This window comes from Parahoeflea alexandrii, assembly GCF_027214025.1.
Taxonomy (GTDB): domain Bacteria; phylum Pseudomonadota; class Alphaproteobacteria; order Rhizobiales; family Rhizobiaceae; genus Hoeflea; species Hoeflea alexandrii_A.
Genome location: NZ_JAPWHB010000001.1, coordinates 572,514 through 597,686, shown reverse-complemented (window position 1 = coordinate 597,686; position 25,173 = coordinate 572,514). Strand labels below are relative to the sequence as shown.

Here is a 25,173-nt window from a genome sequence, read left to right as displayed (position 1 = left end):
GTGATTTAGCTGCGCGTGCTCTGGACTTTACGGTCCGGGTCCTCACAATTGGCCATTGAGTCTTCGGTCGCACCGGCACGGTGCGGGACCGCGGATCAGACGGCAGAGGGCATTGATGGCACGGGAAAACAAGTCGGCGAAACTGCTGGCCAATCTGGCTGCGGGAACGGAGCAGGCGCGTGAGCGCGGCAGGCAGGCTGACGACCGCGGTGCCGGGAACTGGCCCGGCTTCGTACACCTTCGGGTGCATTCGGCCTATTCGCTGCTCGAAGGCGCGCTGCCGATCAAGACCCTGATCAAGCGGGCGGTTGCCGACGACCAGCCGGCGCTGGCGATCACCGATACGAACAATCTTTTCGGGGCGCTCGAATTTTCGGTCAAGGCCATGGAAGCAGGCATTCAGCCGCTCATCGGCTGCCAGCTCGATATCGACATGGAAGACGGCCAGTCCGGCGATCGCCGCTCGCACAGGGATCATCTCCAGAAGCCGCCGTCGATTGTCCTCTACGCAGCCACTCCGGCTGGTTATGACCGGCTCGTGGCTCTGGTGAGCCAGGCCTATCTTGGCGGCGACAGCAGCGAGCGGCCTCATATCAGGCTGTCCTGGCTGCAAGAGGGGGCTGAAGGGCTGATCGCGCTCACCGGCGCCACCGGCGGCCCGGTTGATCAGGCAATGCGTGACGCGCACCCCGAGCAAGCAAGGGCGCGGCTCGAGAGCGTCAGGCAGGTGTTCGGCGACCGGCTTTATCTGGAGCTGCAGCGCCAGGGCGGCTATGACCGGGCCCATGAAGCCAAGATGATTGCGCTCGCCTATGATGCAGAAGTACCGCTGGTAGCGACCAACGAAGCGTTCTTTCCGACACCAGGCGATTATGAAGCCCATGATGCCTTGATGGCAGTGGCCAACAACGCCGTCATGTCGGATGACCGCCGGCCTCGGCTCAGCGTCGACAATTGCCTCAAGTCCCGCGCCGAGATGACAGAGCTGTTTGCCGATATTCCCGAGGCTCTTGAAAACACCATCGAGATTGCGCGCCGCTGCAGCGCCATCGTCGAAAGCCGGGCGCCGATCCTGCCACGCTTCACCGGAGGCGGTGAGGACGATCCGCAGGCGGCGCTCGCCGCCGAAGCCGCCGAACTCAGGCGGCAGTCGATCGAGGGACTTGACCGCCGGCTGGCGCGGATCGGGCTGGCCGAAGGTTACACCGAAACGGACTATCGCGAGCGGCTGCAGGTCGAGCTCGACATCATCGAGAACATGAAGTTTCCGGGCTACTTCCTGATCGTCGCCGACTTCATCAAGTGGGCCAAGGACCACGACATACCGGTGGGACCCGGCCGTGGTTCGGGCGCCGGTTCGCTGGTCGCCTATGCGCTGACCATCACCGATGTCGATCCTTTGCGCTTCTCGCTTCTATTCGAGCGGTTCCTCAACCCCGCCCGCGTGTCGATGCCCGACTTTGACATCGACTTCTGCCAGGATCGCCGCGAAGAGGTAATCCGCTACGTGCAGAAGAAGTACGGCCGCGAACAGGTCGGCCAGATCATTACCTTCGGAAGCCTGCAGGCGCGCGCAGCACTTCGCGATGTCGGCCGTGTGCTCGAAATGCCCTACGGCCTGGTCGACCGGATCTGCAAGCTGGTGCCCAACAACCCGGCCAACCCGACGCCGCTCGGCAAGGCCATCGAGGAGGAGCCGCGGTTCAACGAGGAGGTCGAGAAGGAGCCCGCCGTCGGCCGTCTGCTCGATATCGCCCAGAAGCTCGAAGGCCTTTACCGCCACGCCTCCACTCATGCCGCGGGCATCGTCATCGGCGACCGGCCGCTGTCGCAACTGGTGCCGATGTACCGCGACCCGCGCTCCGACATGCCGGTCACCCAGTTCAACATGAAGTGGGTCGAGCAGGCAGGCCTGGTCAAGTTCGACTTTCTCGGGCTGAAGACGCTCACCGTGCTCAAGACCGCGGTCGGTTTCATTGCCAAGCGCGACATCGCCATCGATCTCGAAGCCCTGCCGCTCGATGACAAGGCAACCTACGAAATGCTCTCGCGCGGCGAGACCGTGGGCGTGTTCCAGGTGGAATCGGCGGGCATGCGCAAGGCGCTCATCGGCATGCGGCCCGACCGCATCGAGGACATCATCGCGCTGGTGGCGCTCTATCGTCCGGGCCCGATGGAGAACATCCCGGTCTACAACGCCCGCAAGCATGGCGAGGAGGAACTGGCCTCGATCCATCCCAAGATCGACAGCCTGCTGGCCGAAACGCAAGGCGTGATCGTCTACCAGGAGCAGGTGATGCAGATCGCCCAGGTGCTCGCCGGTTACTCGCTCGGCGAAGCCGACCTTCTGCGCCGCGCCATGGGCAAGAAGATCAAGGAGGAGATGGACAAGCAGCGCGCCCGTTTCGTCGAGGGCGCGGTCGAGCGCAATGTCTCAAAGCCGCAGGCTGACATGATCTTCGACCTGCTCGCCAAGTTTGCCAACTACGGCTTCAACAAGTCCCACGCCGCGGCCTACGGCATCGTTTCCTACCAGACCGCCTATCTCAAGGCGCATTATCCCGTCGAGTTCCTCGCAGCCTCGATGACGCTCGACATGTCCAACACCGACAAGCTCGTCGATTTCCGCCAGGACGCAAAGCGGCTGGGGATCGAGGTGGTGGCCCCTTCGGTGCAGACCAGCTTCCGCCATTTCGAGACCGGCGACAACCGGATCTACTACGCGCTGGCCGCCATCAAGGGCGTAGGAGATGCCGCCGTCGAGCACATTGTCGAGGTCCGCGGCGACACGCCCTTTGCCTCGCTCGAGGATTTCTGTACCCGCATCGACCCGCGCCAGGTAAACCGCCGGGTGCTGGAAAGCCTGATTGCCGCCGGCGCATTCGACTGCTTCGGCCACGACCGCGCGGTTCTGAGCGGCGGGCTCGACCGCATTCTGGGGTTTGCCCAGCGCGCCCAGGAAAACCGCATCAGCGGCCAGAGCGACATGTTCGGCATCGGCGGCGGCGCCACGGAGGCCGAGACGATCCAGTTGCCCGCGGCCACACCCTGGCTGCCGGCCGAAAAGCTGCACCGCGAATACCAGGCGCTGGGCTTTTATCTTTCGGCCCATCCGCTTGATTCCTATAATGAGCTTCTTGCCAAGATGCGGGTGCAGACCTGGGCCGACTTCTCCGTCGCAGTCAAGGCCGGCGCCACCGCCGGGCGGCTGGCCGGCACCGTGACCAGCAAGCAGGAACGCAAGACCCGCACCGGCAACAAGATGGGCATCGTCGCCTTTTCCGACAGTTCCGGCCAGTACGAGGCGGTGCTGTTTTCCGAAGGCCTGGCGCTTTACCGGGAATTGCTCGAGCCCGGCAAGTCGATCGTCATCACCGTCAACGCCGAGGAGCGGCCCGAGGGCATCGGCTTGCGCATCCAGACCGCCGACTCGCTTGAGGACCGGGCAGCCCGCGGCCAGTCGGCGCTCCGTGTCTTCATGCGCGATGCGCGGCCGCTCAATTCGGTGTCGACCCATCTCAATTCGCGCGGCGAGGGCCAGGTCTCCTTCGTCATGATCAAGGATGATGGCCGCCGGGAGATCGAGGTCACCCTGCCGGACCGCTACAAGATATCGCCGCAGCTTGCCTCGGCTCTGAAGGCGGCGCCCGGAGTTCTGGACGTGGAACTGGTCTAGCCGATTGGATTGAGGCTAGGTCAGGCTGCCCGGCACGAAGCTGCCGGTCTGATCGTTGAAATGGACGGTCTGCGCCGCGGCATTGCCGGCACTGAAATCGAGAAGCAGCGGCGGCTGAACGGTCACCGCGGCGACGTTGCGTTTGCGCCGCTGGTTGACCTGGAAGTTCGGGATCACCTGGCTCGGCAACGCCATGCCGAGCTGTGCGCCGCTCATCAGCGTCAGCAGCATCTGGTTCGAGATCTCGAAGCTGCCCAACCCGTTCGTGAGCAAAACGTCTGCACTGGTGATGGCGAGCGGTTGGACCTGCCCGTTGATGCTGAAGGCCCGGGCAAGTCCGGATGTCACCATGCCGGTCGACGCATTGGTGAGCTGGATCGTCTGCGCCAGGCTGGTCGAGCCTGTGGCTGATATCTGGGTGCCGTTGTAGGTGAAGGTCTGGCCCGAGAGCGCCGAGATTGATGAATTGATCTGCAGCACCGAATAGTCCGACAGGGCGTAGAGCGAAACATAGATCGACCCGCTGTCTGTCCATGTGACCTGCATGGTTCCGCTGGCCGACGTGAGAACCGCCACGATCTGGTAGTCCGCATTCAACTGCGGCTGCAAGAGTGCCACGGAATAGCCCGCCGCTGCTATCGTCTGCAGTCCGGCCTGGTCAATCTGGATGTCGAGCGAGTAATTCGTCATCTTTCGGTCCGCTCAGGGGAGAGCCTGGAGACCCTTTGAGGTCGTCAAGCCAGGGAGCAAGGCATTTGCCCGGACTGCGATGCTGATCAATCCGGGCAAATGCATCTTGGATGCTGGTCTGGCGCTACCAGCTCAGGGTCAGGTTGTCCGGGCCGGGCGTCGCTGTGGTGTTCGTCACCGATACCGTCTGGTTGTTGATCGCATAGGTATCGGGCACAGCGACTGCAGCGACATGCGCGGTCGCCGCCGCGCCATTGATCGAGATCGTATAGGGCGTCGCGACCCCGATGACTTGAAGGTTCCCGGCGATCACATTGGCGCCGATGTTCGCCGTAAGGCCCCGTGGAACTGCTTGGTTTGGCATCATGGCCTCCTGTTAGGGCGGTCGGTTTCATCAGAACTTGCCGAGGCAATCGAGGAGGCTTGGCCTCCTCGAAAGGGCCTAGGACATGATGAACTGGTTGTTCTGGTCGTTGTAGGTGATGCTCGCCGTCGTGTTCGTGGTGTACTGAACGGTCAAGGCGTTGCCGGCGACGCTGGAGATCACGATGCCGTTGTCTGAGTAGCTCGACGTGTAGACCAGGATGGTCTCAATCGGGGTGAACACGGCGGTCTGGTTGTAGAGAATTCCGACCGCACACATCGGCGCGGAAACGGTGGTGCCGTTCACGCTTGCGCCCTGCACCAGGCCGCCGGTGACCATCGGCGTTGTGCCGATCAAGAGGTCCGGATCGCCATTGAAGATCTGGTACTGGGTTGGCAAGACCACACCGGAGACACCCGCATCGAAGTAGCCGGACGTGTTGAGGGTGTAGCTGCTGCCGCCAATCGCCGTCGCCTCGGAGCTGGTGATGATCTTCGCGCCGGCCTGGGCGTTGGTGGTGGACGAGTAGACCGAATACTGCTCGGTCCAGGTCACCGAATTGGCCAGTTGCGGCGTGAAGGTGATCCAGGCGGTCTGCTTGCCGCCGGAGCTCTGCTTGACGATGGTGACTTTCTGACCCGAGGCGTTCAGAGCATCGAGGCCGGCGGAGTCGAATGTGATGTCCAGTTCGTAAGTCGGCATGTTGAATGTCCTTTGCGGGGTTGATTGAACGGAGAACCTGGAGAATGCAGGCCCCCGTTGCTTTCGGTTTCAGGCTATGATTGGCGTAAATGCACCCAAGATGAAGACTCGTAATGCGTGATTTATCTTGTGGATATTAGGCAAATCATGAATTCAATATAGATTACTGTAGTAATAAAGATATTTAACTATTCATCTATAGTTCTGATGTTTTCAGATTTTCTGTAATCGTGCGGCGTGGCGCCGAAATGCCGCCGGAATGCTGTCGTGAAGTTGGCAGGCAGGTCGTATCCGTGATCGGCCGCTATCACGTTGATCGGAGCGTCCGTGATCCGCAGTTGGCGCGCTGCGCGCTCCAGCCGGAGCTTGCGTTGCCAGGCGAGCGGCGGCAGGCCCATTTCCCGTTTGAACAGCTCGTTGAGGGTGTTGTGGTTGGTGTTGAACTTCTGCGCCAGCGATCTGACCGAGATGGACGTGGCGATCTGTTCGGCCATGAATGCGCAGCAGCGCTCGACCAGGGCGACGCGCGAATAGCGGTGCCTCGGATCCTTGAGCGAGTGGGCGCGGGATTGGGCGAGCAGCCGTGCATGTAACTCGGGGGCCAGAAGGGGCCAACTGAGGAAGTCCGAAAACCCGGTCCTGTAGGCGTCGTGACGGCTGCCGGGTTCCGGGTTGATAAGCGCGATATGGGAGGAGCCGGCGTTCAGGTCCGGCATCGCCAGGGCGCCGGCGCCTGAAAAGCGGTGCCGGCAATCGAAGATGACGATCTGGCTGTCGATCGTCCCGCCCTCGGGCGGCATATCGAAGAAGTCGAGATGTGCAGTGTTGCGGATGGTGTTGCGCAGCGTCCGGTCAAGGCCACGATCGTCCGAGTCGACCAGAAGCCTGAAGGTTTCCATTCCGCGGTGCGTCGTCGTGCGGAAGAAAACGATATGGCGAACAACATTCCTCACGTCTATGCAACCTATGCGAGATATAGGAAAATAATCAACCATAAGGAAAAGTACGCAAAGAAGTACAGAGGGTCTTTTGCCAAGTTCATTGGAAGCTTTGCGGGCGTCATTTTCTTCGCAAGGCATGCGGCGGCGTGTCCGCTCACCGGACGATGATCGGCCCCGGGGCGATGATCATTGCAGGCGGGGGCGTCGGGCGCTCGGCTTGAAGGCAGGTTCGGTGCTGCAAGCCGCATCAGTCAAAGCCTCGCCGGACCGGCGACGGACCTCAGTCCTCGTCCGCCTGCCGTGTCTTGCGCGAGGTACCGAAGGTGTAGCCGGTCTCGACAATGTCGCGGCCGAATTTCTGCCGCACCTTGTCGATGGCGCTTTCCGCCACCGCCCGCCGTGCCGCGACTGGGTCGACCAGATCGGGCGGGTCGGCGCGGGCCGCGTCGGTGAGATCCGACACGCCGATGCCGATCAGCCGGAACCGGTCCTGGCCGAGTTCGCGTTCGAGCAGGTGCAGACCGGTGCGGAAGATCCTGTCGGCAAGCACCGTCGGGTCTTCGAGCTTGAAATTCCGGGTCCGGCTCTTGAAATCCGCGGTCTTGAGCTTGAGCACGACTGTCTGACCGGCGATGCCCGATGCCTTGAGGCGCGCCGACACCTTCTCCGACAACCGCCGGAGCACCGGCACCAGATCCTTGGCTTGCGACAGGTCGGTGTTGAACGTGGTCTCGGCGGAAACACTTTTCGCGCCTTCGTTCGGATGCACCGTGCGGTCGTCCTCGCCGCGCGCAAGGTGATAGAGCCGCTTGCCCATCACGCCGTAGCGGCGCATCAGCGCGGTTTCCTCCATCGTCTGCAACTGGCCGATGGTGCTGATGCCGTCGCGCTCCAGCGTCGCCGAGAAGGCCTTGCCGACGCCCCAGATCAGCGACACCGGTTTCGGCGCCAGGAAGGCGAGCGCTTCGGCCTTGCCGATCACCGAGAAGCCGCGCGGCTTGTCGAGATCGGAGGCGACCTTGGCGAGGAACTTGCAGTAGGACAGCCCGACCGACAGGCTGATGCCGATTTCCGCTTCCACCCGCGCGGCAAAGCGTGCCAGCGTGCGGGCAGGGGTGTCCTTGTGCAGCCTCTCGGTGCCCGCGAGATCCAGGAACGCCTCGTCAATCGAGATCGGCTGCACCAGCGGTGTCAGTTCCTCCATCATCCGGCGCACCTCGCGCCCGACGCGCACATATTTCTCCATGTCGGGCTTGATGACGATCGCGTCCGGGCAGGCGTCGAGCGCCTTGAACATCGGCATCGCCGAGCGCACACCGTGGATGCGGGCGATGTAGCAGCAGGTGGAGACGACGCCGCGTTTTCCCCCGCCGATGATCACCGGCTTGTCGGCAAGCTCCGGATTGTCGCGCTTTTCCACCGTTGCGTAAAATGCATCGCAATCCACATGCGCCAGCGTCAGCCGGTCGATCTCGGCGTGGCGGATCAGCCGTGGGCTGCCGCAGGCATGGCAGCGCCTGGTCTCCGCGCGCGCGGGGGCCAGGCAGTCACGGCAAAAGCCGGGAGTGGAAGAGGCTGCGGACATGGCAAGAACAAATATTGAACATCGCCGCTTTGCGCAAGTGTATCAAACAGGGTGCGCACATCTATCGGGGCCACAGCCGCGCTGCATTCAATCGAGGCTGCACAGGTCCGATCGGGTGATGAAGCGCCTGCCGCGGCCATTGTCGAGCGAGAACATGCCGCCGCGCCCGTCGATCACGTCGATGATCAGCCGCGTGTGCTTCCAGGCCTCGTATTGCAGGCCGCCGATGTAGAACGGCGCGCCGCCGATCTCGCCGAGAAGCACGTCGCTGTCGGAAATCATCAGGTCGCCTTCGGCCAGGCACATCGGCGCCGAGCCGTCGCAGCAGCCGCCGGACTGGTGGAAGATCACCGGCCCGTGGTCGGCGCGGATTTCCTCGATCAGTTTCAGCGCGGCGTCTGTCGCCTCGACCTGGTTCAGCATGACAACCTCCCGTTTGTGCCGCGAGCAGGCGGACCCGGGCGGCGCAAGAGCCGCCCGGGTCCTGGAGCATATCAGAAGAAGCCGAGCTTCTTCGGGCTGTAGCTGACCAGCAGGTTCTTGGTCTGCTGGTAGTGATGCAGCATCATCAGGTGGTTTTCGCGACCGATGCCGGACTGCTTGTAGCCGCCAAATGCAGCGTGTGCCGGGTAGGCGTGGTAGCAATTGGTCCAGACCCGGCCCGCCTTGATCGCCCGGCCGAAGCGGTAGCAGGTGTTGGCGTTGCGGCTCCAGACGCCGGCGCCAAGCCCGTAGAGCGTGTCATTGGCGATCTCCAGCGCTTCCTCGTCGGTCTTGAAGGTACAGACCGAGACCACCGGACCGAAGATTTCCTCCTGGAAGATCCGCATCTTGTTGTGACCCTTGAACACCGTCGGCTTGATGTAATAACCGCCTTCGGTGGCGCCGCTGGTCGGCATCGCCTCGCCGCCGATCAGCACTTCCGCGCCTTCCTTGCGGCCGATGTCCAGGTAGGACAGGATTTTCTCGAACTGCTCGCTCGAGGCCTGCGCGCCGACCATGGTTTCGAACTTGAGAGGATCGCCCTGGACGATGGCTTCGACGCGCTTGAGCGCACGGGCCATGAATTCCTCGTAGATGTCCTCGTGGATCAGGGCGCGGCTCGGGCAGGTGCAGACCTCGCCCTGGTTGAAGGCGAACAGCACGAAGCCTTCGATCGCCTTGTCGAAGAAATCGTCGTCATGGTCGGCGACATCCTTGAAGAAGATGTTGGGCGACTTGCCGCCGAGTTCGAGCGTGCAGGGAATGATGTTCTGGCTGGCATACTGCATGATCAGCCGGCCGGTGGTGGTTTCGCCGGTAAAAGCGATCTTGGCGATGCGCGTCGACGAGGCGAGCGGCTTGCCTGCTTCGAGGCCGAAGCCGTTGACCACGTTGACCACGCCCGCGGGCAGGATGTCGGCGATCAGCTCCATCAGCACCATGATCGAAGCCGGGGTCTGTTCGGCCGGCTTGAGAACCACGCAATTGCCGGCCGCCAGCGCGGGCGCCAGCTTCCAGATCGCCATCAGCAGCGGGAAGTTCCAGGGGATGATCTGGCCAACCACGCCGAGCGGTTCATGGAAGTGATAGGCGACGGTGTCGGCATCGAGTTCGCTCAGCGAGCCTTCCTGGGCGCGGATGACACCGGCGAAATAGCGGAAGTGATCGATGCCGAGCGGCACGTCGGCGGCTGTCGTCTCGCGGATTGGCTTGCCGTTGTCCCAGGTCTCGGCTTCGGCCAGGATGGCGATGTTGTCTTCCATCGCCTGGGCGATCTTGTTGAGCAGCACGCTGCGCTCGGCAACGCTGGTTGCGCCCCAGGCGTCCTTGGCGGCGTGCGCGGCATCAAGCGCCAGTTCGATGTCCTTGGCGTTCGAACGGGCGACCTGGCACAGAACCGAGCCGTTGACCGGGGTGATGTTGTCGAAATACTGCCCATCGACAGGCTCGACAAATTTGCCGCCGATGAAGTTTCCGTATTTCGCCTTGAATTTGAAAGCCATGATGTAGTCCTCCCAGATGGTTGCAAGTGCAATGGAAGGACGTTGCATTGGCTGCCGTAAGCTGTCACCCGGCCCACATTCGAAGCTGGACTGGATGTGTCGCAGAATTGCGACACATCCGGCACCAAAGCTCGGTGTTTGGGGTTACCGCTTCAAATCGAGTTGTTTGATCTTCCGGTGAAGCGTGGCGCGGCTGATGCCCATGGCCGAAGCCGCCGCCGACACATTGCCTCCGCTACGCGCCAGCGCCTGCAGGATGATCCGCCGTTCGGCGGTCTGGAAGTCTTCGTTGCCGTTGACCACCTGGCCGTGCAGTCGCGACAGCGGAATAGGCTGATGGAAATCTTCGGCGCTCAGGCCGAATGTCCGTCGCGCCTGTCGGGTAGCGCCAACCACGAAGTCATCCCGATCGACCGCGATCAGTGTCGCCAGCTGGTCGCTCGCCGCACTCGAACAGGCTTCCGGGTCCGGGCCGGTAAGGACGATCCGGCAATCGGGGAACATGGCGCCGAAATACATCGCCTCGATCCGGCGTGCGGCATCGAGAACCGCGCATCCGATAAGGCGCGAGAACCCGGCGGTCAGGTCGGCCCGGCAGGAGGAGACATCGATGACCGCCAGCAAATCGCCCTGATGATCGAAGATCGGGGCGGCGGTGCAGGACAGCTCGGTGTTCTTGGCCTGGAAATGCTGGTCCTTGTGGATGGTCAGGGCCCGCTTTTCGACGAGGCAGGTTCCAATGCCATTGGTGCCTTCGCGCTGTTCGCTCCACACCGCCCCGGTCCACAAACCCCATTCGTCGAAGGTCCGGTCGTCCTGAACGGCGCCGCGCCGGGCGATGATCACGCCGTCGGCGTCCGCCAGCAACACCGAGCAGCCGACATCGCCGACAGCCCGGTACAGGCTGTCGAGGCTGGGATTGGACGTGTGCAAAAGCAGCCCGGTGCGTTCGTAGACTTCCGAAAGCTCCTGGGATGTCAGCCGTTCCGGCGGCTTGGCCTGATCCGGGTCGATCCGGTGCAACATTTTCGAACGTTGCCAGGACGCGACCACCGGGAGCTGGGCCGCCTTGCCCGAATAAAGCGCAGCTTCGACACGCGATGCATGATCGACCGCAGAATGCATGGTGAAGATCCTCCCAGAACTTGTCCGCCAGCATACGCGGTTGCAAAGGCAAATCCAGCCGGTGCGGATGGGCCATTGGTCGCAAGCCGATTTGCGGAACGGGGACGCGGATCCGTCAGTTGTGTGGACCGGAATAGCCGTGAACAAAAGTTGAACGTTGCCGGGTTTCGAAATAGCCTTGCGACTCAGTGGATGGTCCAGCCGATCGAAGGAAAGCGCGTGAACCTTGATATTCGTCCCGTCACCGCCGACTTGTGGCCGGCGCTCGAAACCCTGTTCGGGCCGCAGGGCGCCTGTTACGGATGCTGGTGCAGCTATTTCCGGCTGGCGCCGAAACAACGTGCCGCGATGGACAAGGAGGAGAAGAAGCAGCTCTTGCAGAAGGCGACCGGGGCGGCGCTGCCGCCCGGCCTGATCGCGCTCGAGGACGGTGTCCCCGTTGGCTGGGTACAGGTCACGCCGCGCGCCCATGTGCCGCGCTGGAATACCGACCGGACCGTGTCCCGGCCGCTGGATGGCGACGATCCAACCGATCCGCGGCTTTGGGCAATCTCCTGCTTCTTTATCCAGTCCAAGCGCCGCGGGCAGGGGATCAGCCACGCTCTTCTCAACGCGGCGGTGGAGCATGCGAGGGACAATGGTGCACAGATTGTCGAGGCCTGCCCGATGCTCAAGGCCAAGCAGTCGAAATCGGTAGGCCTGTTCGTCGGCTCCGTGTCGGTGTTCGAGAAGGCGGGTTTCGAGCGCATCGCTGAGCGGAAGCCGGGACGGCCGCTAATGCGAAAAGCGCTTGCATGAGACGCACCTCTGTCTACCCGGCAAGCACCTTTGCTGCAGCCCTCCGCTCAGCCGGCACTGGCGTTGATATGGGCCTTGATCAGGGATTCGGCATGCGGCCAGTCGGTCGCGATCTCGACTCCGTCGCCGGGATGTGGCGCCAGCGCGCGGAAGGTGTCATTGGCCATCAGGTTGACCAAGAGCGTCTCCGGCACATGCTTGCGCACCGACTGCAGATTGACGAAGATATCGTCGATGAACACCACCGGCTGCGCCCGCGCGCCGTGCAGGGCCAGCACCGCAGGCCCCTTGGGCGCTTCGGTCGCAATCATCGGATAATCGAAGCCATGCCGGGAAAGCAGGGTTCGCCGCAGGCCCCGATGGCGCGGCGGCATAGCGGTCAGGAACACGATGTCGGCGTGGGTGGACAGCCGCGCCAGGCTCTCTGCCGCCTCGATCACCGGCGTCTGCCACTCGTCCTGGGCCTCGAAGAAGGCTTCCAGCATTGCGCTGACGGTCTCACCCGGCGTTTCACTGCCGTCGGCGCGGCTGAAGACATTTCCGTGCAGGCGGAACGACGTGGCCCGCAACTCGTGGCCGTTGTGGTCGAGATAGGCCATGAAGGGGGTGACGAATTCGAGCACGACCTCGTCGATATCGCAGACGATCAGCGGTCGCTCGCCCAAGTGCAGATCATCATGTTCCGCTTCGGGGATAAGCATCGTCATGCCTCGCTGGTTCCGCCAAGTGCATGGAAAGCCCGGGAAATCGTTTCAGGCCTGGTATCGGTTGCCGCGCAGAATGCCAGCAGCGTCGGTTCATGGCTCATCAGGAAGCCCAGAACGCCGGCGAGGAACCCCGGCTCCCTGGCGGCTTCGCGCAGGTTGGAAGCCTCGAGCCCGGTCAGCGCCAGGAAACGGCCCATCAGTTCGGGTTCGCCCGCAAGCCAGACCAGCACCGCGATCGCCGTCTCTTCCGCATCCGCCATCGCTGCCATGTCCTTCCAAAGTTTCATGCACGGTATTCGAAATGACCGATTACCACTTTTTCAACCTAATGGAACTAAGGTGACGGCAATGACCGGTCATGCGGAACAGGTTTTGCCCGGACCGGGGCAGCCGAAAGCCGGTGAAATTGGCCGCTGGTCACCGGCAATGACGGGATCGGGCAGACGAATGGTCTGCCTGGATCGGGAATGGGATCGGATATGACAAAGCAGGTTATGATTGTTGAGGACAATGAACTCAACATGAAACTCTTCCGGGACCTGATCGAGGCGTCAGGTTACAAGACGATCCAGACCCGCAACGGTCTGGAAGCCATGGATCTTGCCCGCAAGCACCGTCCCGACCTCATCCTGATGGATATCCAGCTTCCGGAAGTCTCCGGTCTCGAAGTTACCAAATGGCTCAAGCAGGATGACGACCTGCACGTGATTCCGATCATCGCCGTTACCGCGTTCGCGATGAAGGGCGACGAGGAACGCATCCGCCAGGGCGGGTGCGAAGCCTATATCTCCAAGCCGATCTCGGTGCCGAAATTCATCGAGACCATCAAGACCTATCTGGGTGATGCGTGAGGGTGGAGAACTGACATGACCGCGCGCATCCTGGTGGTTGACGATATCCCGGCCAATGTGAAGCTTCTCGAAGCGCGTCTTCTGGCCGAGTATTTCGAGGTTCTCACTGCCGCCGACGGCATGACCGCGCTGTCGATCTGTGACCAGACGCCGGTCGATCTCATCCTGCTCGACATCATGATGCCCGGCATCGATGGCTTCGAGGTCTGTGAACGGCTCAAGCAGAATCCGCGTACCGCCCACATTCCCGTGGTCATGGTCACGGCGCTTGACCAGCCTGCGGACCGCGTCCGCGGCCTCAAGGCCGGTGCCGATGATTTCCTGACCAAGCCCGTCAACGATCTCCAGCTGATGACCAGGGTCAAGAGCCTGATCCGCTTCAAGGCCCTGAGCGACGAATTGCGGCTGCGTGCGGAAACCGCGCGCGGCTTGGGGCTGGAAGCCCTTCTGGCGCCGCATCAGGGCAAGCTGGACGAGCCCGGTTTGGTGCTGCTGGTTGAAAGCCGCGCCAACTCGCAAGACCGCATGTCACGGGCGCTCGCGGGAATCGCCGAAATCACCGCCATCGGAGATCCGCAGGCCGCTCTCTTCGAGGCGGCCGACAAGCCTTATGAGCTAGTGATCGTTTCGTCGTCGCTTGAAGACTACGATCCGCTGCGGCTGTGCTCGCAGCTGCGCTCCCTGGAGCGAACCCGGTTCATCCCGATGCTCGTGGTGGCTGAACAGGGCGAGGAGGATCTGGTGATCCGCGCGCTCGAACTCGGCGTCAACGACTACCTGTTGCGTCCGCTTGATCCCAACGAACTGGTGGCTCGCAGCGTCACCCAGATCCGCCGCAAGCGCTATTCCGACCGGTTGCGGGCAAGTCTTTCCCAGTCTGTCGAATTCGCCGTCACCGATGCGCTCACGGGCCTCAACAACCGCCGCTATCTCGACACCCACCTGGCAACCCTGGTCGATCGCTCCAATCGCCGTGGCCGGCCGTTGTCGGTGCTGATCACCGATATCGATTTCTTCAAGTCGATCAACGATACCCACGGCCACGAGGGCGGCGACGACGTCCTGCGGGAGTTCGCCAGGCGCGTGCGCGGTGCCGTGCGCGGCGCCGACCTAGCCTGCCGTTACGGCGGCGAGGAATTCGTGGTGGTGATGCCCGATACGACATTCGAGATTGCCGCCCAGGTGGCGGAACGGCTGCGTGACGCCGTTGCCGGCGCCCCCTTCAGGATATCGGCCTCCGGAGCCGCCGCGCCGGTCACCACCTCGGTCGGCATTGCAACGCTGGAAGCGGACGGTGAGGGAGCCGATTCGCTGATCCGCCGCGCGGACAAGGCGCTCTATCAGGCCAAGAACAATGGCCGTAACCAGGTTGTCGGACAGGCTGCCTGACGATTTACACAGTGTTGCTTTGAAAGCTGCGCCGGCAAATAAAAATGCTGGAGTGTAGATTTGTGATATCTGTCGCGGGGCAGATTAATAGTTAAAATTGATTCCAATATTAACCACCTCCAGCGACAGTTTGGAAAGAGTCTTAAGAAACTATTGATTTTTTACCGCTTTGGGACAAATATCACCCCACATGCAGTGTTTTGGGACTGTCAACTCGGCGTCCTGCAACAGCAAGAGTTTTCGAATACCCCATGATGTTCAGGTCCGCCGCATCTCCTGGATCGTGGGGTGGCCGATCGAGATCAAGCGCACAGTGGCATCCTCGTTCCACGCCTTTGTTTCGATCGGCCCTCGACACGAAAAAACCCGCTTCCGGAAGGAGGCGGGTTTTTTTGTCTGCTGTCGAAAGGTCTGCGCCGGGGCAGGCCTGAAAGCCGGATTACTTGATCTTGGCTTCCTTGAATTCAACGTGCTTCTTTGCAATCGGGTCGTACTTGGTCTTCACCATCTTGTCGGTGAACGTACGGCTGTTTTTCTTCGTGACGTAGAAAAAGCCTGTGTCGGCAGTCGACAGGAGCTTGATCTTGATGGTGGTCGCCTTGGCCATGGTTTCTTGCCTTCTTCAAAAATGAAGCCGCGGACAGCGCTCAAGGCTCCACGGCGAAACTTGCGCGGAAACTACAAAAGCCGCCGGGAAAGTCAAGCCCGTTTTGGACGCAGCGCGATACGAAACAGCGTCAGGGCCACATAAAGCGCAAAAAAGAACGCCAGCGCCCAGGCAAATCCGTGATCGCCGGCAATATCCATGGAGACACCGATGGTTTGCGGACCCACGAGCATGCCCAGAGCATAGCAGAAGACGAACGCCGCATTGGCGGATGCGAGATCCGCACCGTGCAGCTTGTCTCCCAGATGCGCCAGGCCGACCGTGTAGAGGCCCGCGACGCTGCCGCCCCAGAACAGCAGGATGACGGCCGTGAGAAGCCAGTTGTGGATCAGGAAGGGCAGGGCCAGCGACCCGGCAAGCCCGATGAGGGCAAACAGCGACAGCAGCGGCCGCCGGTCCTTCATCCGGTCGGAGATCAGTCCGACGGGGATCTGGAACAGGACATTGCCCAGTCCCATCATCATCAAAAGCAGGGCGCCCTGTGATTCGGTGAAGCCGGTGCGGTTGGCATAGATCGGAAACAGCGACAGCCCGCCCGATTCGACCGCGCCGAAGATGAACACCGCGGCCGTCGCGGTCGGCACCAGAAAAACATAGCGCATGAAGGGAAGGTCCGGCATCTTGTCGATCACAGGATTTTCCTTGCGCGCCATGACGACCGGGATGACGGCAAGCAGGATGATGCCGGCCCCGATCGCAAACGGCAGGATGCCGTCCGAGCCGATGACCGAGAAGATCAGTGGGCCAGCCGCAAAACCGAGCGACAGCACCGTCGCGTAGATGCCGAGCACGAGGCCGCGGCGCGACGGCGGGGCAGCAGTGTTGATCCAGAATTCGGACAGCACGAACAGGATCGTGATTGCGCCATGGAAGACGATGCGCAGCGGGAACCACATCCACAGCGCTTCGGCGTAGTAGAACCCGAGCGCACTGGCCGCCGCGGCAACGATGGCCAGCACCATGGTGGTGACCACGGTCAGGCGCTGCGCGATCATGGTCGTCAGCGGCGCCGCAACCATGGCCGCCACACCGGCCATCGCCGAGTTCAGGCCGATCATGGTGGACGAGACGCCGCGTTTTTCCAGGATGATGGAGAGCAGCGGCAGCCCGAGTCCGATGGCGATGCCAACGGCGGTGATGGACGCGACGGCCGCGATCAGCGCAGGCCAGTGGATATCCTCGCGGATCACGGGGGTGCGAGAGGATGTATTGTCCATCTGGATTTCGCCTTAAATCAATTCGCGAACGAATCGTCCGTTGCGGGAGTAGTAGAACGGAACCGCTTTGCCAAATGGTAAAGAAGGGTCTTCCGCAAGCGCCTGGACCAGGTCGGAGAGAATCACTCTGGTGATCCGGGGCAACGGGTGGCTTTCGTGGGCGTCGATCGGCAGCCATGTCAGGTCATGCAGTTCGTCGCTGTCGCGGACCGCGGAAGGATCGAGGCCCAGTTCATCGCAGAAGCAGGCGAAGAACCGGGTGTCGAACCGGCGTGACTGGCCGGGAGGCGTGATTGCGCGGGCGAGATAGCGGAAATGCGAGACGTCCGGGCACAGGGAATTCGAATGGTCCGGCGGCGTCAGCGAAAGATGCGCTTCCTCCATCATTTCCCGCGCCGCCGCCACGGCCAGGCCGCGGGCGCTGTGATCGCGGAAGCGGGCCTGTGTCCGCATCATGAGCTTGCCCAGAACCTCGTCGCGCAAGGGATGGGCAAGCGGTATCCTGTTGTCGCCCGGGTCACGCCGTCCGCCCGGAAACACGTAGAGATCGGGCATGAAGGCATGGCCTTTGCCGCGCTTTCCCAGGAGCGCGCGGGGCACGTCGCCGCTCCGGTCCATGAGGATCAGCGAGGCCGCGTCCCGTGGGGCGCGCGTCGGATGCCGCTTTTCGCTTGTCCTGCTCTGATGGTCTTCTGTCAGAAGCGCGGTATTGGCGGCAACGCTGTCGTTCATCGCGCATCCTCATAGGCAGGTTCGGCAAGCATCGGTTCTTCCGATTCGCCGCCAAATCCATGCATACGCAACGCCCATTGCAGTCCGATGACCCCGCCCTTGATCGGCTGCAGCATCGCGAGCGTCAGGACAATCGTGACCGGGATCCAGATCATCAGGTGCTGCCAGCTTTCAAGCACCAGCCAGGTGTCGGTAGCCATGAAGCCGGCCACCACGATGTGGCCGACAATGAAGATCGCCAGATAGGCGGGGAAATCGTCGGCGCGGTGATGCAGCATTTCCTCGCCGCAGCTGGAACAGGCGTCCACCGGCTTCAGATAGGCCCTGAACAGCTTGCCTTCGCCGCAGTGCGGGCACCGGCCGAGAAGGCCGCGCTTGACCGCGCGCCATGTGTCTCTCGGTGTCTCCTGTTTGCCTTCAAGGGCTGCTTTGCCGCCAAATTCAAGCATCTGTCTCTCCTGGTTCTAACCGGCGCTTGGGACGGCGGTCTTGTTCGCTTGGGCGCTTGCTCAGCGCCGCCCGCGAGGTGGTCGTGTGCCGGGCTTCTTTGGGGTGCCTCGGCGCGCACGGCCGGATTTGTGAAACGATCGAGTGCCCTTCGGCATTTCCTGCCCTTCGCTCAGCATCTCAAACCGCATTGAGCCTGCCAGCGGGATCACTTCGACCAGCTTGACCTCCACTCCGTCTCCCAGACGATACCCCAGGCCGGTCTTCTCCCCCGTCAGCGCCTGGTGTGCCTCGTCATAGTGATAATAGTCCATTCCCAAAGTTGAAACCGGAATAAATCCATCTGCGCCAAATTGCGGCAGGCTGACGAACAGCCCCGACTTGGTCACGCCCGAGACGCGCCCGTCAAAGGCCTCGCCGATGAGTCCGGCCAGATGGTGCGCCACCAGCCGGTCCACGGTATCGCGTTCGGCGGCCATGGCGCGCCGTTCGGTGGTGGAGATCTCGGCGGCAATGCTTTCAAGCGCCGCTTCCTCCGCCGGCGTGATGCCGCCTTCGCCGAGCCCCAGCGATCCGACCAGCGCCCGGTGCACGATCAGATCCGCATAGCGCCGGATCGGCGAGGTGAAGTGGGCGTACTTCATCAGGTTGAGGCCGAAATGACCGATATTGTCCGGCGAGTAGATCGCCTGGCTCTGGCTGCGCAGAACCATCTCGTTGACCATGCCCTGGAAGGGCTGGCCCTGGGCCTTGGCCAGAATGCCGTTGAAGGCATTGGCGCGGATGGCCGCACCGCGCGCCAGCGACAGGTTCAGCGTGCCGAGGAACTCGCGCAGCACTTCCTGCTTGGCCAGCGAGGGCTGGTCGTGAACCCGGTAGATCAGCGGCTGCCGCCGTTTTTCCAGCGTTTCGGCCGCAGCCACGTTCGACTGGATCATGAATTCTTCGATCAGCCGGTGCGCATCGAGCCGCTCCGGCACGATCACCTTGTCGACCTTGCCTTCCGGCGTCAGCAGGATCTTGCGCTCCGGCATGTCGAGATCGAGCGGCTGGCGCCGGTCTCGTTCGCGCTTGAGCACGCGGTAGGCGTTCCACAGCGGCTTGAGAACAGCGTCGAGCAGCGGGCCTGTCTTGTCGTCCGGATTGCCGTCGATCGCCGCCTGCGCCTGCTGGTAGGACAGCTTGGCGGCGCTCTTGATCATCACCCGGTGGAAGCGATGGCCGACCTTGCGGCCTTCGGCGGAAAACACCATGCGCAGCGCCAGCGCCGGCCGGTCCTCGCCCTCGCGCAGCGAACACAGATCGTTGGAGATCCGCTCCGGCAGCATCGGCACCACGCGGTCGGGGAAATAGGCCGAGTTGCCGCGCTTGAGCGCCTCCCGGTCGAGTGCCGAGCCGGGGCGCACATACCAGGAGACATCGGCGATCGCGACGGTGATGATGACGCCGCCGACATTGTCCGGGGAGGGGTCTTCTTCGGCGAAGACAGCGTCGTCATGGTCCTTGGCGTCATAGGGGTCGATGGTGACCAGCGGGATGTCGCGCCAGTCCTCGCGCCCGCCCGAAAGCGGCGCCGGCTTGGCGTTCTCGGCGGCCTCGATCACCTCGGACGGAAAGATGTGCGGAATGCCGTGCGAATGGATGGCGATCATCGAGATCGCCTTTTCGCCCTCCACCGAGCCCAGCACCGCGTGCACCTTGGCGCGGGGAAGCCCCATCCGTCCCAGGCGCGCGGGTTCCGCCTCGACCAGGTCGCCGTCCCTGGCGTCGCCGGTGAAATCCGGATCGATGGCGAATTCCTCGCCGCGCCGCTCGATCGGCATCAGTCGGCCGCCGCCGCCGGGCGTCGACCGGAAAACCCCGAGGATCAATCCGTCGCGCCGGTCAAGGATCTTCATGATGCGGGCGGTGTAGCTGGTCCCCTTGCCATGGGTGGAAGGGAATATCCGCGCCAGCACCTTGTCGCCGATGCTCGCTGCTGTTGACGGCGTGCGGGATTTTCCGCGGTCACGGCCTGCATTGGACTGGCGGACGGTGACCACGGGTGCTGCGCCGTGATCCTCGAGCCATTCCGCCGGCCGGGCAATCAGGTCGCCGTCGCTGTTGCGCAGGGTGATCTCCAGCACCGCCACCGCCGGCAGCGTGCCTGGACGCCTGAGCATCTTACGGTCCCGCTCGACCAGTCCCTCGTCTTCGAGCTCGCGCAGCAGGTCCTTCAGTTCGGTCCTGGTGTCGCCCTTCAGCCCGAACGCCTTGGCGATGTCGCGCTTGGACGCCCGGTCGGGGTTTTCGCTGAGAAAACGCAGGATGGTTTCCCTGTCGGGCATGTCGCCGCGCCGGAAGGCCGGGCGCGCGTCCGCTACCTTGCCGTCCACCTTGCCGGTGTCGGGTTTTCTGGTCCCTGGTTTGCGGGGAGGATGTCCCAAATTCAGTCCTTCTTGGCCTTGGCGGCAGCCGGCTTCTTCGCCGCCGCCGGTTTCTTGGCGGCGGCTTTCGCCTTCGGCTTGGTCTTGGCGACCGCCTTCTTGGCCGGTGCCTTGGTCTTCTTGCCGGAGGCCGCGGCCCGGGCTGCGATCAGTTCGAGCGCCTCCTCGACCGTGACCTCGGCCGGGACCTTGTCCTTGGGCAGGGTGGCGTTGATCTTGCCCCAGTTGACGTAAGGTCCGTACTTGCCGTCGCGCACGGTGATTTCACCGCCATCGGGGTGATCGCCCAGGCTTTTCAGCGCAGTCGGCGTACCACGTCCGCGGCCCGGACCCTTTGCCTGCTTTTCGGCAATCACCGTGACCGCGCGGTTGAGGCCGATGGAGAACACGTCCTCCACGGTTTCAAGGTTGGCGTAGGTTCCCTCATGCAGCACGAACGGGCCATAGCGGCCGATGCCGGCGGAGATCATCTTGCCCGATTCAGGATGCTGTCCGATATCGCGCGGCAGGTTGATGAGCGCCATGGCCTTCTCGTGGTCGATGGAATCGACAGCCCAGCCTTTGGGAAGGCTGGCGCGCTTGGCCTCCTTGCCGTCGCCACGCTGGACGTAAGGCCCGAACCGGCCGGTGCGCAGGGTAATCGGCTCGCCCGTGTGCGGATCTTTCCCGAGATCCTTCGGCTCGTTCGACAGCGCCGCATCGCCCTCGGCGTTCTGGTCGCTCGACAGCTGGCGGGTGAAGTTACAGTCCGGATAGTTCGAGCAGCCGACAAAGGCACCGTACTTGCCGAGCTTGAGCGACAGGTTTCCGGTTCCGCAGGTCGGGCAGATCCTCGGGTTGGAGCCATCTTCGCGCACCGGGAAGACCAGCGGCGCAAGCGCCTCGTTCAGTGCATCGAGCACCTGGGTAACGCGAAGATCCTTGGTCTCGTCGAGATGCGCATGGAATTCCGTCCAGAATTCTCGAAGCACGTCCTTCCAGGCCAGCTCGCCCGCAGAGATCCGGTCAAGCTTCTCTTCGAGATCGGCGGTGAAGCCGAATTCGACATAGCGTTCGAAGAAGTTCTCCAGGAACGCGATGACCAGGCGGCCCTTCGGTTCGGGGGTCAGCTTGCGCTTGTCGATCGTCACGTATTCGCGGTCGCGCAGCGTTGCCAGCGTCGAGGCATAGGTCGAGGGCCGGCCGATGCCGAGCTCTTCCATCTTCTTGATCAGCGAGGCTTCCGAATAGCGCGGCGGCGGTTCGGTGAAATGCTGGGTGGCGTTGATCTTCTCCCTGGCGAGCGCCTCGCGGGCATTGATCTCGGGCAGCCGTGCATCGTCATCGCCGTCCCCGTCGGATTGTTCGCCGTCTTCCTTGGCGTCCGTGTAGGCGGCGATGAAGCCGTCGAAACGGATCACCGAGCCCGTGGCGCGAAGTCCGGCCGTCTTGCCGTCCTTGGTGGCGGTGATGTCCACCGTCGTCCGTTCGATCTCCGCCGAGGCCATCTGGCTGGCGGTGGCGCGTTTCCAGATCAGGTCGTAGAGCTTGAGCTGGTCGGCATCGAGATATCGCTTCAGGTCATCCGGCGCACGCTCGAAACCGGTCGGGCGGATGGCCTCGTGGGCCTCCTGCGCGTTCTTCGCCTTGGTCGAGTAAAGCCGTGCCTTTTCAGGCACATACCTCGCACCGAAGCGCGTCGCGATGGCCGTTCTTGCTTCCTCGATCGCCTCCGGCGCCATCTGCACGCCGTCCGTACGCATATAGGTGATCAGACCGACGGTCTCGCCGCCGATGTCGATGCCTTCGTAGAGTTTCTGCGCCACCTGCATGGTGCGCGAGGCATTGAAGCCGAGCTTGGAGGACGCGGCCTGCTGCAGCGTCGACGTGGTAAACGGCGGCGACGGGTTGCGCCGCGTCGGCTTGGCTTCGACGCTGTCGGCGACAAACGAAGCGCCGTCCAGCATGCCCTTGATCCTGTTGGCGAGATCGCCGTTGGTCACCGACATCTTGGTGATTTTCTCACCGTCATGCGAGGTGAGCCGGGCGGTGAATGCATCGCCGCGCGGGGTCTTCAGATCCGCCGATATCTGCCAGTATTCTTCCGAGTTGAAGCGTTCGATCTCGCTCTCTCGGTCGCAGACCAGTCTGAGCGCCACCGATTGAACGCGGCCGGCCGAACGAGCGCCGGGCAGCTTGCGCCACAGAACCGGCGAAAGATTGAAGCCGACCAGGTAGTCGAGCGCCCGGCGCGCCAGATAGGCGTCGACCAGCGGCGTGTCGATCTCGCGCGGATTGGCCATCGCGTCGAGCACCGATTTCTTGGTGATGGCGTTGAAGACAACGCGGGAGACCTTCTTGTCCTTGAGCGCCTTCTTCTTGTTCAGCACTTCCAGCACATGCCAGGAAATCGCCTCGCCCTCGCGATCCGGGTCGGTTGCCAGAATGAGAGAGTCAGCGCCCTTGAGCGCGTCGGTGATATCCTTGAGCCGCTTGTTCGATGCGGTGTCGACTTCCCAGGACATGGCGAAATCGTCGTCGGGAAGCACCGAGCCATCCTTGGCCGGAAGGTCGCGGACGTGGCCGAACGATGCCAGGACCTTGTACCCGTTTCCGAGGTACTTGTTGATCGTTTTTGCCTTCGCAGGCGATTCCACTACCACTACATTCATAAGATTGCTCGCACTCGGCCTAGGTTTTCGGCATGCCGCGCGAATTCGCGCCGTACCGATTTGGCCCACGAAATGTACATCGAAATCGATGCGGTCAAGCCCATCTTCCGATTTACGCCCATTTCGCAACCCGAATACAACCAATGCGCGATTGCAACTGTATTGCAATTTAAGATAATTAAGTTATCGTGAATTTCCGATCCGGACCCCGCTCGTCACGCGACCGGGAACGGCCAACAGCAAGGGAGCGTCGATGCAAACCCACCCCTCTCAAGGCAAGCCGGAGACGGTGCGCAAGGAGCAGAACATCGCCTATATCAGGCAGATGCTGGGGGAGTTGGGCACCGTTGCGCGCAACGAAGAAGCCGACATGCTCTGTTACCTGATCGAGATGGCCTATCTCGAGGCGGGCGAAATACTCAAGGGTTCAAGACCGGTGAGCGTCACTGAAAAACGGTCTTAGTCGCTGTCGAAGGCAAGTGACACCATGCCGCCGGGGTGCCGGTGCAGACGGCCGGCGAGATCGAGTTCGATCAGCACCAGATAAACTGTTTGCGCCGGAACCCCGGTATGCCGGATGATGTCGTCGATCTCGGCTGGCGAGGGCCCCAGCGCCTCGATCACCCGGGTTCGCTCGTCGTCATGCGGTTCGGTGAAGCGCGCGCCGTCGTCTTCCGGCTCTTCAAGTAACGGCTCGTCATCGGGGAACAGCCGGCTTGAGGGTGCCAGGGCATCGATCACGTCGCCGCTCGCGGTGGTCACGATCGCGCCGTCCTTGAGCAGGCCGTTGGTTCCCGCCGCGCGCGGATCGAGTGGCGAGCCGGGGACCGCGAACACCAGCCTGCCGAAATCCGCGGCGCGGCGCGCGGTGATCAGCGATCCGGAGCGCTCTGCCGCCTCGATCACCACAAGCCCCAGCGCGACGCCGGCGATCAACCGGTTGCGTCGGGGAAAATCCCGTGCCCGCGGCTCCCAGCCCATCGGCATCTCGCTGATTGCCAGGCCGTTACCGGCGCAGATTTCACTGTAGAGTTCGGCGTTCTCCGGCGGATAGGGCTGGTCGAGGCCTCCTGCCAGCGCGGCGATCGTGCCGCTCTCCATGCTTGCCCGGTGCGCCGCAGCATCTATGCCGCGGGCAAAGCCGGAAACGATGACATAGCCGGCAGCCCCCAGTTCCCGCGCCATCCGCGCGGCCATCTTGGCGCCTGATACCGAGGCGTTGCGCGCGCCGACAATGCCCACCGAAGCCCGAGTCGCCAGCGCCAGGTCGCCGATGGCTGCGATCAGCGGCGGCGCGCCGTCGATGCGTCTGAGCGCCGGCGGGTAGTCCGGCTCGCCGATGCCGATGAAGACCGCGCCGAATTTCCGCGCCGCCTCCAGTTCGCGTTCCGCGTCGTCGACGCTCGCCACCCGGATCGAGCGCGCCGATCCGCCGCGCCGCGACAGTTCCGGCAATTGCTCGATTGCCGTTTCAGCCGAGCCGAAATGATTGATCAGGTCGCGAAATGTTACAGGGCCGACATTGTCGGAGCGGATCAGGCGAAGCCAGTTCAGTCGTTGGCGATCGGAAAGGGGGACGCCGCGTCTCCCTTCGTCGCCGGCAGACATTAGCTCTTGTCCCCGATCCGGCTTTCGGTGCCGGAAAGTAGGCGGCGGATGTTCTCGTGGTGCTTGAGAATGGTGATCAGCGACATCACCACAAACAGCGACGCGACCTCGGGCCTGCCGTATAGGTAAAGAGCGATCGGCACCACCACCGCAGCAGTCAGTGCGGCCAGCGAGGAATAGCGGAAGACCTTGGCCATGCCGAGCCACACGACCGCGAAGACGATGACGATCAGCGGCGCAAGGCCGAGCAGAACGCCGAGATAGGTGGCAACACCCTTGCCGCCCTTGAACTTGAGCCAGACCGGATAGAGATGTCCGAGGAACGCGCCGAGACCGGCGAGCAGGGCGGCTTCCATGCCAAGAACCTGCCGGGCGGCGACAACCGCCACCGTACCCTTCAGCGCATCGGCAAGCAGCGTTGCCGCGGCGAGCTTCTTGTTGCCTGTACGCAGCACGTTGGTCGCGCCGATATTGCCCGAGCCGATCTTGCGGACATCGCCGAGACCGGCCATGCGGGTCAGGATCAGCCCGAACGGGATCGAGCCGCACAGATAGCCGAACAGCAGCGAGCCAAGCATCAGCGGAGTGGACAGGGTCCATTGGATCAAGTCA

At 62.8% G+C, this 25,173-nt stretch carries 23 protein-coding genes; 5 read left to right on the top strand and 18 right to left on the bottom strand.

All coding sequences use genetic code 11. From position 1 onward, the window contains the following. Positions 1-115: 115 nt before the first annotated feature. Positions 116-3,676: a DNA polymerase III subunit alpha gene (gene dnaE / locus O4H62_RS02945; protein ID WP_269385626.1), complete on the top strand. Its 3,561-nt coding sequence runs from the start codon at positions 116-118 to the stop codon at positions 3,674-3,676. Positions 3,677-3,691: 15 nt separating this feature from the next. On the opposite strand, the gene O4H62_RS02940 is transcribed toward dnaE, so the two are convergent. From O4H62_RS02940 to O4H62_RS02905, 8 genes are all read right to left on the bottom strand, one after another. Next, positions 3,692-4,366 carry a hypothetical protein gene (locus tag O4H62_RS02940; RefSeq protein ID WP_269385625.1) on the bottom strand — a complete coding sequence of 225 codons (675 nt, stop codon included), beginning with the start codon at positions 4,364-4,366 and terminating at the stop codon, positions 3,692-3,694. 124 nt (positions 4,367-4,490) lie between these two features. Further along, a complete protein-coding gene (locus O4H62_RS02935; RefSeq protein WP_269385624.1) occupies positions 4,491-4,730 on the bottom strand; it encodes a hypothetical protein in 240 nt (79 codons plus the stop codon). A gap of 78 nt (positions 4,731-4,808) precedes the next feature. After that, complete coding sequence (locus O4H62_RS02930; protein ID WP_269385623.1) at positions 4,809-5,432, bottom strand: hypothetical protein; 624 nt, start codon at positions 5,430-5,432, stop codon at positions 4,809-4,811. 188 nt (positions 5,433-5,620) lie between these two features. Then, entirely contained in the window at positions 5,621-6,511 is an 891-nt protein-coding gene (locus O4H62_RS02925; protein WP_269385622.1) for a helix-turn-helix transcriptional regulator, read from the bottom strand. Between the two features lie 142 nt (positions 6,512-6,653). After that, on the bottom strand, positions 6,654-7,958 hold the full coding sequence (locus tag O4H62_RS02920; protein ID WP_269385621.1) for a DNA polymerase IV: 1,305 nt from the start codon (positions 7,956-7,958) through the stop codon (positions 6,654-6,656). Between the two features lie 87 nt (positions 7,959-8,045). Then, on the bottom strand, positions 8,046-8,381 hold the full coding sequence (locus tag O4H62_RS02915; RefSeq protein ID WP_269385620.1) for a DUF779 domain-containing protein: 336 nt from the start codon (positions 8,379-8,381) through the stop codon (positions 8,046-8,048). Between the two features lie 71 nt (positions 8,382-8,452). After that, positions 8,453-9,943, bottom strand: coding sequence for an aldehyde dehydrogenase (gene adh / locus O4H62_RS02910; protein ID WP_269385619.1), 1,491 nt, complete (start codon positions 9,941-9,943; stop codon positions 8,453-8,455). A gap of 144 nt (positions 9,944-10,087) precedes the next feature. Beyond that, positions 10,088-11,068 (bottom strand): GAF domain-containing protein, encoded by a 981-nt coding sequence (locus O4H62_RS02905; protein WP_269385618.1) that lies wholly within the window; start codon positions 11,066-11,068, stop codon positions 10,088-10,090. Between the two features lie 219 nt (positions 11,069-11,287). Between O4H62_RS02905 and O4H62_RS02900 the strand changes: the two genes are divergently transcribed. Beyond that, positions 11,288-11,866 carry a GNAT family N-acetyltransferase gene (locus tag O4H62_RS02900; protein WP_269385617.1) on the top strand — a complete coding sequence of 193 codons (579 nt, stop codon included), beginning with the start codon at positions 11,288-11,290 and terminating at the stop codon, positions 11,864-11,866. Between the two features lie 47 nt (positions 11,867-11,913). Here the strand turns inward: O4H62_RS02900 and O4H62_RS02895 are convergent, their stop codons facing one another. Both O4H62_RS02895 and O4H62_RS02890 read right to left on the bottom strand, forming a co-directional pair. Beyond that, a complete protein-coding gene (locus O4H62_RS02895) occupies positions 11,914-12,567 on the bottom strand; it encodes a hypothetical protein (RefSeq protein ID WP_430538384.1) in 654 nt (217 codons plus the stop codon). A gap of 2 nt (positions 12,568-12,569) precedes the next feature. Beyond that, a complete protein-coding gene (locus O4H62_RS02890) occupies positions 12,570-12,833 on the bottom strand; it encodes a DUF3572 domain-containing protein (RefSeq protein ID WP_269386281.1) in 264 nt (87 codons plus the stop codon). A 219-nt stretch (positions 12,834-13,052) separates the two neighbouring features. On the opposite strand from O4H62_RS02890, the gene O4H62_RS02885 reads away from it, so the two are divergent. Together O4H62_RS02885 and O4H62_RS02880 are read left to right on the top strand one after the other, a co-directional pair. Then, positions 13,053-13,424: a response regulator gene (locus O4H62_RS02885; RefSeq protein WP_152009157.1), complete on the top strand. Its 372-nt coding sequence runs from the start codon at positions 13,053-13,055 to the stop codon at positions 13,422-13,424. A gap of 15 nt (positions 13,425-13,439) precedes the next feature. Continuing rightward, positions 13,440-14,813 (top strand): PleD family two-component system response regulator, encoded by a 1,374-nt coding sequence (locus O4H62_RS02880; protein ID WP_269385615.1) that lies wholly within the window; start codon positions 13,440-13,442, stop codon positions 14,811-14,813. Between the two features lie 439 nt (positions 14,814-15,252). Here O4H62_RS02880 and rpmG read toward each other — a convergent pair whose 3' ends face one another. The 6 genes from rpmG to topA all read right to left on the bottom strand — a co-directional run bounded on the left by rpmG (position 15,253) and on the right by topA (position 22,953). Next, positions 15,253-15,420 (bottom strand): 50S ribosomal protein L33, encoded by a 168-nt coding sequence (gene rpmG / locus O4H62_RS02875; RefSeq protein ID WP_007197024.1) that lies wholly within the window; start codon positions 15,418-15,420, stop codon positions 15,253-15,255. A gap of 92 nt (positions 15,421-15,512) precedes the next feature. Next, complete coding sequence (locus O4H62_RS02870; protein WP_269385614.1) at positions 15,513-16,697, bottom strand: MFS transporter; 1,185 nt, start codon at positions 16,695-16,697, stop codon at positions 15,513-15,515. Between the two features lie 12 nt (positions 16,698-16,709). Further along, a complete protein-coding gene (locus O4H62_RS02865) occupies positions 16,710-17,429 on the bottom strand; it encodes an NUDIX hydrolase (protein WP_269385613.1) in 720 nt (239 codons plus the stop codon). Beyond that, a complete protein-coding gene (locus tag O4H62_RS02860) occupies positions 17,426-17,878 on the bottom strand; it encodes a DUF983 domain-containing protein (RefSeq protein WP_269385612.1) in 453 nt (150 codons plus the stop codon). The genes O4H62_RS02865 and O4H62_RS02860 overlap by 4 nt, the downstream gene beginning before the upstream one ends. A gap of 60 nt (positions 17,879-17,938) precedes the next feature. Beyond that, on the bottom strand, positions 17,939-20,302 hold the full coding sequence (gene rnr, locus O4H62_RS02855; protein WP_430538360.1) for a ribonuclease R: 2,364 nt from the start codon (positions 20,300-20,302) through the stop codon (positions 17,939-17,941). Between the two features lie 2 nt (positions 20,303-20,304). Further along, complete coding sequence (topA, locus tag O4H62_RS02850) at positions 20,305-22,953, bottom strand: type I DNA topoisomerase (protein WP_269385611.1); 2,649 nt, start codon at positions 22,951-22,953, stop codon at positions 20,305-20,307. A 253-nt stretch (positions 22,954-23,206) separates the two neighbouring features. On the opposite strand from topA, the gene O4H62_RS02845 reads away from it, so the two are divergent. Then, positions 23,207-23,416, top strand: a complete 210-nt coding sequence (locus O4H62_RS02845) for a hypothetical protein (protein WP_269385610.1) — start codon at positions 23,207-23,209, stop codon at positions 23,414-23,416. Here O4H62_RS02845 and dprA read toward each other — a convergent pair. Further along, positions 23,413-24,561, bottom strand: a complete 1,149-nt coding sequence (gene dprA, locus O4H62_RS02840) for a DNA-processing protein DprA (RefSeq protein WP_269385609.1) — start codon at positions 24,559-24,561, stop codon at positions 23,413-23,415. The genes O4H62_RS02845 and dprA overlap by 4 nt on opposite strands. Continuing rightward, entirely contained in the window at positions 24,561-25,139 is a 579-nt protein-coding gene (gene plsY, locus O4H62_RS02835; RefSeq protein ID WP_269386279.1) for a glycerol-3-phosphate 1-O-acyltransferase PlsY, read from the bottom strand. The genes dprA and plsY overlap by 1 nt, the downstream gene beginning before the upstream one ends. Positions 25,140-25,173: the final 34 nt, after the last annotated feature.

What these genes read in the sequence shown, in the direction of transcription:
- dnaE (WP_269385626.1), top strand. Translation starts at nt 116, where the DNA reads ATGGCACGGGAAAACAAGTCGGCGAAACTGCTGGCCAATCTGGCTGCG.
- O4H62_RS02940 (WP_269385625.1), bottom strand. Translation starts at nt 4,366, where the DNA reads ATGACGAATTACTCGCTCGACATCCAGATTGACCAGGCCGGACTGCAG.
- O4H62_RS02935 (WP_269385624.1), bottom strand. Translation starts at nt 4,730, where the DNA reads ATGCCAAACCAAGCAGTTCCACGGGGCCTTACGGCGAACATCGGCGCC.
- O4H62_RS02930 (WP_269385623.1), bottom strand. Translation starts at nt 5,432, where the DNA reads ATGCCGACTTACGAACTGGACATCACATTCGACTCCGCCGGCCTCGAT.
- O4H62_RS02925 (WP_269385622.1), bottom strand. Translation starts at nt 6,511, where the DNA reads ATGCCTTGCGAAGAAAATGACGCCCGCAAAGCTTCCAATGAACTTGGC.
- O4H62_RS02920 (WP_269385621.1), bottom strand. Translation starts at nt 7,958, where the DNA reads ATGTCCGCAGCCTCTTCCACTCCCGGCTTTTGCCGTGACTGCCTGGCC.
- O4H62_RS02915 (WP_269385620.1), bottom strand. Translation starts at nt 8,381, where the DNA reads ATGCTGAACCAGGTCGAGGCGACAGACGCCGCGCTGAAACTGATCGAG.
- adh (WP_269385619.1), bottom strand. Translation starts at nt 9,943, where the DNA reads ATGGCTTTCAAATTCAAGGCGAAATACGGAAACTTCATCGGCGGCAAA.
- O4H62_RS02905 (WP_269385618.1), bottom strand. Translation starts at nt 11,068, where the DNA reads ATGCATTCTGCGGTCGATCATGCATCGCGTGTCGAAGCTGCGCTTTAT.
- O4H62_RS02895 (WP_430538384.1), bottom strand. Translation starts at nt 12,567, where the DNA reads ATGCTTATCCCCGAAGCGGAACATGATGATCTGCACTTGGGCGAGCGA.
- O4H62_RS02890 (WP_269386281.1), bottom strand. Translation starts at nt 12,833, where the DNA reads ATGGCGGATGCGGAAGAGACGGCGATCGCGGTGCTGGTCTGGCTTGCG.
- O4H62_RS02885 (WP_152009157.1), top strand. Translation starts at nt 13,053, where the DNA reads ATGACAAAGCAGGTTATGATTGTTGAGGACAATGAACTCAACATGAAA.
- O4H62_RS02880 (WP_269385615.1), top strand. Translation starts at nt 13,440, where the DNA reads ATGACCGCGCGCATCCTGGTGGTTGACGATATCCCGGCCAATGTGAAG.
- rpmG (WP_007197024.1), bottom strand. Translation starts at nt 15,420, where the DNA reads ATGGCCAAGGCGACCACCATCAAGATCAAGCTCCTGTCGACTGCCGAC.
- O4H62_RS02870 (WP_269385614.1), bottom strand. Translation starts at nt 16,697, where the DNA reads ATGGACAATACATCCTCTCGCACCCCCGTGATCCGCGAGGATATCCAC.
- O4H62_RS02865 (WP_269385613.1), bottom strand. Translation starts at nt 17,429, where the DNA reads ATGAACGACAGCGTTGCCGCCAATACCGCGCTTCTGACAGAAGACCAT.
- O4H62_RS02860 (WP_269385612.1), bottom strand. Translation starts at nt 17,878, where the DNA reads ATGCTTGAATTTGGCGGCAAAGCAGCCCTTGAAGGCAAACAGGAGACA.
- topA (WP_269385611.1), bottom strand. Translation starts at nt 22,953, where the DNA reads ATGAATGTAGTGGTAGTGGAATCGCCTGCGAAGGCAAAAACGATCAAC.
- O4H62_RS02845 (WP_269385610.1), top strand. Translation starts at nt 23,207, where the DNA reads ATGCAAACCCACCCCTCTCAAGGCAAGCCGGAGACGGTGCGCAAGGAG.
- dprA (WP_269385609.1), bottom strand. Translation starts at nt 24,561, where the DNA reads ATGTCTGCCGGCGACGAAGGGAGACGCGGCGTCCCCCTTTCCGATCGC.
- plsY (WP_269386279.1), bottom strand. Translation starts at nt 25,139, where the DNA reads ATGCTTGGCTCGCTGCTGTTCGGCTATCTGTGCGGCTCGATCCCGTTC.